General features: G+C 68.0%; 7 protein-coding genes. 1 reads left to right on the forward strand and 6 read right to left on the reverse strand.

From position 1 onward, the window contains the following. Window positions 1–106 precede the first annotated feature (106 nt). From VHB27_RS14115 to VHB27_RS14135, 5 genes are read right to left on the reverse strand one after another with little or no spacing between them, the layout of a single operon-like run. Window positions 107–802 (reverse strand): ABC transporter ATP-binding protein, encoded by a 696-nt coding sequence (locus VHB27_RS14115; protein WP_325601460.1) that lies wholly within the window; start codon window positions 800–802, stop codon window positions 107–109. After that, complete coding sequence (locus VHB27_RS14120) at window positions 802–1,518, reverse strand: ABC transporter ATP-binding protein (protein WP_325601462.1); 717 nt, start codon at window positions 1,516–1,518, stop codon at window positions 802–804. Before VHB27_RS14120 ends, VHB27_RS14115 begins: the two co-directional genes overlap by 1 nt. Beyond that, window positions 1,515–2,465 carry a branched-chain amino acid ABC transporter permease gene (locus VHB27_RS14125; RefSeq protein WP_325601464.1) on the reverse strand — a complete coding sequence of 317 codons (951 nt, stop codon included), beginning with the start codon at window positions 2,463–2,465 and terminating at the stop codon, window positions 1,515–1,517. The genes VHB27_RS14120 and VHB27_RS14125 overlap by 4 nt, the downstream gene beginning before the upstream one ends. Before the next feature lie 14 nt (window positions 2,466–2,479). Next, window positions 2,480–3,346: a branched-chain amino acid ABC transporter permease gene (locus tag VHB27_RS14130; protein ID WP_325601466.1), complete on the reverse strand. Its 867-nt coding sequence runs from the start codon at window positions 3,344–3,346 to the stop codon at window positions 2,480–2,482. Window positions 3,347–3,349: 3 nt separating this feature from the next. Beyond that, window positions 3,350–4,528: an ABC transporter substrate-binding protein gene (locus tag VHB27_RS14135; RefSeq protein WP_325601468.1), complete on the reverse strand. Its 1,179-nt coding sequence runs from the start codon at window positions 4,526–4,528 to the stop codon at window positions 3,350–3,352. A 127-nt stretch (window positions 4,529–4,655) separates the two neighbouring features. Here VHB27_RS14135 and VHB27_RS14140 point away from each other — a divergent pair, with 127 nt between their 5' ends. Further along, complete coding sequence (locus VHB27_RS14140; protein ID WP_325601470.1) at window positions 4,656–5,414, forward strand: metallophosphoesterase family protein; 759 nt, start codon at window positions 4,656–4,658, stop codon at window positions 5,412–5,414. 4 nt (window positions 5,415–5,418) lie between these two features. Here VHB27_RS14140 and VHB27_RS14145 read toward each other — a convergent pair. After that, a partial coding sequence (locus VHB27_RS14145) for an acyl-CoA dehydrogenase family protein (RefSeq protein WP_325601472.1) occupies window positions 5,419–6,544 on the reverse strand: 1,126 nt, incomplete at its 5' end.

Here is a 6,544-nt window from a genome sequence, read left to right on the forward strand (position 1 = left end):
CGACTTGCCCTACCCCGACGCCGGCCTGGCAATCAATACAAAAAGGCCGTCCCACGCACAGGCTTCGCGATCTCCCGCCCCGATCGCCGCCACCGCACGCCGATCGTCACAAATACTCCTCCGCCAGCGCCAGGTCGCGGATCGCATCGACCGGCCCACTGCGCCGTACCTCCCCGCCCCGCATCACATAGCCGCTCGTCGCCAGCTTCAACGCCGGGCGCGCCATCTGTTCCGTCATCAGCACGGTCGTGCCGCGCGCGCGCAGTTGCAGGATCGCGTCGCTGATCTGCCTGATCCATACCGGCGCCAATCCCAAAAACGGCTCATCCAGCAACAACAATCGCGGCAGGGACGCCATCGCTCGGCTGATCGCCACGATCTGCTGCTGTCCGCCGGACAACTGTCCCGCCGGCTGCTCCGCCCGCTCCGCCAATAATGGAAATACCGAACGCAACCAGTCCAGCGCCTCGGCCTGGCGCCTGCGGCCCAGGCCGAATGCCCCCGTCAGCACGTTGTCCGTCACCGACATGGTCGGAAAGACCCGCCGTCCCTCCGGCGAGTAGCCGATCCCCATCCGAGCGCGACGCTCGCACGGGATCCGGGTGATATCGACGTCGTCGAGCAGGATACGTCCTTGCGCTGCAGGAACAAGACCGATGACCGCGTTGATCGTGCTGGACTTGCCCGCGCCGTTGGCGCCCACCAGCAACACCGTCTCCCCCTCCGGCACGTCGATCGAAATGCCGGACAATGCCGTGATGCCGCCGTAGCGAACCCACAGGCCGTCGATGTGCAACAGCATCACCCGGCCTCCTCGGTGTCGCCGAGATAGGCGGCGATGACGTCCGGACGCGCCAGCACCTCGGCCGGCGGACCGTCCGCCAGCAAGACCCCGGCATCCAGCACGAGGATTCGCGGACACAGCCGGCGGATCATATCCATGTCGTGCTCCACGATCAGCACGCTGGTCCCCGATGCTCGGACATGCCCTACAAACGTATCGACATGCTGTCGTTCCGTGCGTTCCAGGCCCGCGGCCGGCTCGTCCAGCAGCAGGACTTTCGGCCCGGCGGCGAAAGCCATGACCAGGCCCAGCATTTTCTGCAGGCCATAAGGGAGCTTGTCGGCGATCTCGGGCAGGCGCGGCGCCAGGCCGAACGCGTCCAGCAGTCCGTTCAGCCCGTCCGGCGTCCCCCTGCCGCCGAAACGAACGGCGCGGGCGATGTTCTCCGCGACCGAAACGGACTTGAAGGTGTTGGTCTGCTGGAAGCTGCGCGCCAAGCCCAGGCGGCTGACGGCGTAGGCCGGCTGGTTGGTGATGTCGCGGCCATCCAGCAGCACCTTACCGGCGGATGCCGCCTGCCGGCCGGTGACGACGTTGATCAGCGTCGTCTTTCCCGCGCCGTTCGGACCGATGACGCCCAGCAGCCCGCCGGCGGGCAAGGTGAAGCTCAGGTCCTGGAAAACCCGCAGCCCGCCAAAGCGCTTTCCCAACCCCTCCACCCGCAGTTCGGTCATCGGAACCGCCTCGCCAGGCTGGCGATCGTGCCGACGATGCCGCCCCTGGCGACCAGGACGACGACCAGGATCAGCACGCCGTAAAGGCCCTCGGCATACTGGCCGTGCGTCCCGAACAGGTTGGTGGCATAGACCAGCGCACCGGTCCCCAGCACGGGGCCAAGGATCGATGTCCGGCCGCCGATGATCGTATAGGCGATGAAATCCACGGCGGTCGCGGAATCGAAGGAACTGGGATGCGCGGTCAGCAGCATGTTGACCAGCGAATACCCGGCCAGGCCCGCCACCCCCGCCGCCATCACGAAGCCCAGCGCCTTATAACGCCACACCACCAGGCCCAGGCTTTCGGCCAGGATCTCGTTCTCCTCGATCGCCGCGAAATGCTGGCGGAAATAGCGCGTCAGGATGCCGGTGATCAGCGTAGCGACGATGGCCAGGCCGCAGGCGAACTCCAGCACCTGGCGGTTGCTGTCCAGCTCCAGCCCCAGCAGCGTCACCGCCGACACGCCGGAGATGCCGTTGGACCCGCCGGTCAGGCCGGGCGTTTCGAACAGCAGAAGCTGCATGATCTGCGACAGCACGAACGTGACGAGGACGAAATAGGTGCCGCGCAGCCGCAACACCAGCGCACCCAGCGGAATGGCGACCAGCGCCGGCAGCACGAAGGCCGCCGCCGTCATCAGGAAGGCGTTGGTGATGTCGTACTCGCCGGCGATCGCCACCGTGTAGCCGCCGATCGCCATGAAGGCCGGCGTGGCGAAGGACAGCAGGTTCATGCGCAGCATGATCCAGACGCTCTCCGCCGCGATGACCCCGATGAAGACCTGGTTCAGGATCGAGTAGACCAGCACGCTGCGGGTGAACAGCGGCGCCACGAAGCCCAGCGCCAGGATGACCAGGGCACCCAGTTCGGGCCACCCCAGCAGGCGCCAGCGACCCTGCGTCATCGGCCGGGGCATCGTCAGGCGCCCCGGACCGTGCGGCCCAGCAGGCCCGTGGGACGGAAGACCAGCAGAAGCAGCACCAGCACGAACAGCACCAGCGCGCCGATCGACCCGCCGAAATAGACGCTGGAGAAGGCTTCGACGATGCCGACGATGAACGCCGCCAGCGCCGCGCCTTCCAGCGATCCCAGGCCGCCCAGGATGACGGTCAGGAACGACGTCGCCAGCACCGGGTCGCCGACGCTGGGCGACAGGGCCAGGATCGGCGTCACCAGGGCGCCGGTCAGCCCGGCCAGTCCGGTCGCGATGGCGAAGGCCATGGGGAACAGCAGCCGCGGGCTCAATCCCTGCGCGCGCGCCACCGCCCGGTCGTCGGCCAGCGCCCGCAGGCCGCGGCCCAGGTCGGTGCGGAACAGGACCAGCCACAGCACGCCGATCATCGCCAGGCAGATCGCCAGGACGATCAGGTTCTCCCGCGGGACATAGATCGGCCCCAGCCGCAGCGCGCCGGTCACCGGGAAGGTGAACTCCATCGACAGCGGGCCGAACACGGTCAGCACGCCGGTCGACATGACCAAGTACAGGCCCAGCGTCAGCATCAGCGTGGCCAGGTGGTCGTCGACCAGCCGCTCCAGCAGGAAAAGCTCGAACGCCCACCCCAGGGCGCCGGTCGCCAGGACGGCCACGACGACCGCCACCGGGTACGGCAGGCCCAGGCCGGCGACGCAGCTATACGCGACGTAGCCGCCCAGCATGTAGAACCCGCCATGGGCGAAGTTGACGACGCCCAGGATCCCGAAGATCAGCGTGAAGCCCAGCGCCAGCAGCGCATATTGGGCCCCCAGGCTGATCCCGATGATCGCCGCCTGCAGGAATTGCTCCACCGATCAGTCCGGCCGGGCGGGCTGCCGTTCGACGCCGAGGTTCTTGCCGTCCTTGATGATGCCGATGCCGAAGGGGAAGCTGAGTTCCTGGGCGATGCCGAACTGCTTCTTTCCGGTCCAGTAACCTTTCCCGATGTTCGGGTCGTCGACCGGCATCTTGCGCAGCTCCGCCGCCACGGCCTTGGCATTGTCGGTGCCGGCGAGCGACACGGCCTTCAGCGTCATGCGCGCCGCCGGCAGGTCGGCCCAGACGGCAGTGCCGCCGACCGGGTCCTTGCCCAGCAGCTTCTTGTAGAGGCTGTCGATCTCCTGGACCTTGGGGTCCTCGGTGGGGACCGTCTCGAACCAGTAGAAGTTCTTGACCACGTCCAGGCCGCCCGCCACGCGCAGGATCTCCGCCGTGCCCGGACCGCCGAGGCGGCCGATCGGCCCTTTGAACCCGGCCAGGCGCAACTGCTTGATGATCACCCCGGCATCGCCCGGCGGGGACGACGCCGTGTCGACCACGTCGGGGTTGCTGGCCAGGATGCGGGTCACGATGGGCGCGAAATCGGTCGTGCCGCGCTGGTAATATTCCTCCGACGTCTTGATGCCGTTGGCCTTGTACGCCTCGGCGTCGACGCTGACGATGTCGGTGCCGCCCTGGTCGTTGGGTGCGATCAGCGCGACCGATTTCATCGGAAACTCTTTCTCCGCCCGCTTGATCACCGCGTCCGCCCAGACTGCCGGGCCGGGGGCGATGTGGAACATCAGCGGAAATTTCGGCTCCAGCGAGTTCTTCGCATAGGCCGCGTTCCAGGCGAGCTGCCCGTTCCGCGCGGCGACCGGCTTGATGCCGGTGGCTTCCGGCGATCCGACCGGCCCGATGATCAGGTGGATGTCTTCGGCCGCCAGCGCATTGGAACCGGCCGCCGCGCCGTCGGCGGTGTACTTGCTGTCATAGGGAACGACGACGACCTTGCATTGCTTGCCGTCGATCTTGACCCCGCCCTGGGCGTTCACCTCGGCGGCGGCCAGTTCCGCGGCGCTTTTCATCGCCAGGCCCCATTGCGCGGCGCCGCCCGACATGGGGCCCATCGCCCCCAGTTTCATCTCGCAGGACTGCGCATAGGACGCAGCGGGCATTGCGCACAGCAGCGCCGCCCCCACCCCCATCAGCGCCACCAGGAGCCGAAGCCTCATGATCATTCCCCCCGTGTTCGTTGTGCCTCGGGCTGGCTATGCCAGCCTGGCCGTGCTTGGTTCACCGGCAGGGTGTGACGCCGCGGCGAACCCGTCAAGATGTGACTATATGACTATATGGATAAGAATGACGATCGTATTCATCGGTGACATCCACCGCATGTGGGACAAGGTGGAGCAGGGCCTGGCCGCGCTGCCGACACCGCCGGAGGCGGCGGTGATCCTGGGCGACGTCCAGTGCGACCGGCCGCTGGACGCCTGCGCGGCGCCGCTGCTGCGGCGCGGCATCGCCGTGCATTGGATATACGGCAATCATGACAACGACGGCGGTCCGGAGATGTGGCACAACCTGACCGCGCCCACGCTGAACCCCGTCACCGGCGGCCAGGCGCTGAACGGCACGATCGCCACGATCGCCGGCGTCCGCGTCGCCGGGCTGGGCGGAACGTTCCGCCCTCGGGTGTGGGAACCGCCCGCCGATCCAAGGCTGCACAGCCGGGCAGAGGTGCCCGACGACGTGCGGGCGATGTGCCGGGGCTGGCGGGAGGAGCATGTGCAGGGGCTGATCCACTCGCTGTCCACCACCTCGATCTGGCCCGAGGACTACGCGGCGCTGGCGGCGCAGCAGGCGGACATCCTGGTGACGCATGAAGCGCCGTCCAGCCATCCGGCCGGCAGTGCCGCGATCGACGCGCTGGCCCGAGCGATGGGGGTTCGGCTGGTCGTGCATGGGCATCACCATGTGAATTATCGAGCGGCGGCCGAGGACGGGCTGCAGGCCATGGGCGTCGCCGCGGCCTGGGGCGCGCTGGAAGACGGGACGATCCTGTGGGAAGGCGAGGCGCCGCGGCATTTGACCGCCTCCCCCACCGGCTGGACGCGCTGACGCCTCAGCTCGGCTTCATCGGCGGCGGGACCTGCTCCGGGTCGAGGCCAAGCTCGTGGATGCCCATGCTCCAAAGGCAGAAATCCGTCGGCGGCGGCTGGATTTCCGCCAGGGCGCCGTCGCGGAAGAGCTGTTCCATCCGCGTGCCCTTGAAGATCCCGTGCGCGCCGCCGATCGTCAGGCCCACGCGCGTGATCCGGCTCACCGCCTCTCCCACCGCATGCTTCGCGCGGTACAGCGCCGCGGTGGTGTCCGGCGTCGGTCCTTCGGTGTCGTACAGCCACGCCGACCGGTAGGTGATCAGCCGCGCGGCCTCGAGCTGGGTGCTGAGTTCGGCGACGTGGCGGCGGACATCGGGATGGTAGGCGAGCGGCTGCGCATAGCCGAAGGGCTGGCGGTCCCGCACCACGCGGCGCAGTTCGTCATAGGCGGCGACGGCAAGGCCCAGATAGACCGCCGTGTACGATCCCCAGAACCAGTTGAAATAGGCCAGCCGGAACGGCCGGATGTCGTCGGAGCGGAACACCATGCCGCTTTCGGCCACGCGGCAATCCTCCAGCACCAGGGAGTCGCTGCGCGTGGCCCGCATCCCCAGCGTGTCCCAGTTGGCGATGACGCGGCGGCCCGGCGCGTCGGGCGGGATCATCAGCAGCATGCCGGCGAACCTGCCCGTCGCGTCCTCGGGATAGGCCAGCACCAGCACGTAGTCCGCGGCTTCCAGCATGGAGGCGAACATCTTCCGCCCGGTGACGCCGTAGCCGCCCTCCACGCGGCGCGCGCGCACGGTCAGGGGACGCTCGCCGATCAGCGAGGTGTGGCCGGGTTCGGAGAAGTTGCCGCCGATCATCGTGTTCCGCCGCACCACCATGTCGGCGATCATGCATTTGGTTTCCGACGTGACTTCGGGGCTTTCCAGCAGCGGCATCACGACCGAGGCGTGCATGTTGAACGCCAGCGCCGTCGCCGGACACCCCTGGCCCAAGGCCTCGTAAGCGATGGTGTGATCCAGAAAGCCATGGCCCTGTCCGCCAAGCTCCCGCGCGACGGTCAGCGCCAGGAAGCCTTCCTGTCGCAGCCGGTCATAGTTCTCGGTCGGATGCGACGCATCGCGATCATGCCGGGCGGACCGT

The organism is Rhodopila sp. (assembly GCF_035548235.1).
Lineage (GTDB): Bacteria > Pseudomonadota > Alphaproteobacteria > Acetobacterales > Acetobacteraceae > Rhodopila.